This is a genomic window from Fulvivirga sp. (genome assembly GCF_040220315.1).
GTDB lineage: Bacteria > Bacteroidota > Bacteroidia > Cytophagales > Cyclobacteriaceae > Fulvivirga.
The window spans coordinates 1-2,215 of the sequence record NZ_JAVJUY010000394.1; the positions used below are offsets into that span (position 1 = coordinate 1).

2 protein-coding genes are annotated in these 2,215 nt (G+C 38.0%); both read right to left on the bottom strand.

The window, feature by feature from the left end:
• Positions 1–57 precede the first annotated feature (57 nt).
• Positions 58–711: a ribulose-phosphate 3-epimerase gene (rpe, locus tag RLO81_RS20320; RefSeq protein WP_350116290.1), complete on the bottom strand. Its 654-nt coding sequence runs from the start codon at positions 709–711 to the stop codon at positions 58–60.
• Positions 712–734: 23 nt separating this feature from the next.
• Positions 735–2,215: S8/S53 family peptidase (locus RLO81_RS20325; protein ID WP_350116293.1), on the bottom strand; the 1,481-nt coding region annotated here is incomplete at its 5' end.

Genomic DNA, 2,215 nt, shown 5'->3' on the forward strand with positions numbered 1-2,215 from the left:
AAGGTAGTATTAAAAGTAATAAGAAGAAAAGCCGCATTAATAAACAGTGTTAGCCTCTTAAACGGTCTTTAAGTTAGATATTGTATTGATTGGGTCATCAGAATTAAAAACGAAACTGCCTGCTACCAGCACATCTGCGCCAACATCCAGCAAATCGCGTGCATTGTCCTTATTTACACCCCCATCAATTTCTATCAGTGTTGTAGCCCCAGCATCACTTATTATTTCTTTCAACTGGCGCACTTTTTTATACGTGTTTTCAATAAATTTCTGACCACCAAAACCCGGATTAACGGACATGATACAAACCATATCAATATCTTGAATTATATCTTCAAGCAGCTGAACATTGGTATGTGGGTTTAGTGCTACCCCTGCTTTACAACCTAGGCTTTTTATCTGCTGAAGATTTCTGTGAAGATGTGGGCATGCTTCATAATGAACTGTTATAATTTCTGCACCTGCTTTCTTAAAAGCTTCAACGAATTTCTCTGGTTTTTCAATCATTAAATGAACATCCAAAGGTTTGGTAGCATGTTCATGTATAGCCTGTGTTACCGGTATGCCAAAAGAGATATTAGGTACAAAAATACCATCCATTATATCTACATGTATCCAATCTGCTTCACTACTGTTTAACATCTCTACTTCTTTTTGGATATTAGCAAAATCCGCTGCTAAAATGGAGGGGGCTATAATGGGAACGTTCATGCCGTAAATATAAAAAAATTAACCTAGTGGACTTTGACAAGCTTAAGTTTCTCTTGTCTATTATTAGAATATATAACCTTGAAAATGTAAAGCCCAGGTTGCCACATTTCTGTATTAATCATTAGTTCATTATTGTGATTGCTTGATTTACCAGTGTATACCAATCGCCCCATTTGGTCAAAAACAGTAATTAAACCTGCTTGATCTAATGACGCTATTGTAACCATATCGTTAAAAGGATTGGGAAAAATAGTAGTTTCTAGTAAATCGTTCTCCGTACTAGTTATCAACTTATTATAGTTCGGTACACCATATCCATATTCATTGTTAGGTGATTTAAATCTGTTTCCTGACGAAATAATGAGGTCAAATAGCTCCTTATTAGTTAGGTCAGGGTATTGTTGCCACAATAGCGCAGCATAACCGGCTATTTGTGGTGATGAAAAGGATGTTCCTGAGGCACTTGTCACTGTTCCTGAAGAATTGACAACAACTGCCCCTGACCCAAGGGCCATCACCTCAGGTTTGGTTTGGCCCGCTGCATTAGGACCAATAGAACTGAAACCTGATTTGATTCCATCTTGCCTTATTGAGCCCACACTTAAAACATTTGGGCCGTCAGCCGGTGCAGTTAAATACAGCCAATCAGGATTATTACCTTCATTGCCTACGCTTGTGACTACTAAAATGCCTCTTTCAAATGCCAGTTCAGCAGCTCTGGTTATTACAGTTGTGGCTCCATCCATTTCTTCATACAAATAATCCATACTTGAGAGGGTGAAGAAATTATTGTAGCCAAGTGAAGTATTAATAATATCTACACCAGCACTATCGGCCATTTCAGCAGCAAATAAGAAGTTATATTCTTCAATTCGGTATTCGGTTGGAAGATCTTCCGTAACAAATAGGAAATAAGTGGCATTAGGCGCCACACCTTGAAATTCATCTGGAATATGTGCCGCTACCGTACTTAATACTCTGGTGCCGTGTTCTTGATATTGATATATATTGTCGTCATTCTCAACAAGATTTAAGGCCATAGCTATTTGCATGCCGCTAAAAGCAGATTGTGTATCAACTCCAGTAAATCCACTATCCATAAAAGCCATTAAAATGCCCTCCCCGTACAATCCATCTTCGTGTAGTTGATCAATCCCCAAGAGGTTATTTTGAAATCCATTTTCAGCTGCTTCTGTTCCCTCATCATCTTCAGTAAATGATATTCTCGAACCTTGTTTTAAACGTGTGTTATTGGCGACTAACTCTGAGCCGGATACAAAACTCAGATTTTCTATATCAGAAATAATGGCATCTGTAGTTTGCACCAAAACGGCATTCATCCATTTACTTTTATAATAAACCTCAGCACCGAGGTTTTTCAATTCAGTGATGTAAGATGCATTAACAGGCAAATCCTGTACGGTAATAGCAATGTTTTGATTTGTTCTCCTTGCAATAGCTTTGGCTGATAAAAACTCTTCTGGCTGTGAAATTGAATAGGGTG

What these genes read in the sequence shown, in the direction of transcription:
- rpe (WP_350116290.1), bottom strand. Translation starts at nt 711, where the DNA reads ATGAACGTTCCCATTATAGCCCCCTCCATTTTAGCAGCGGATTTTGCT.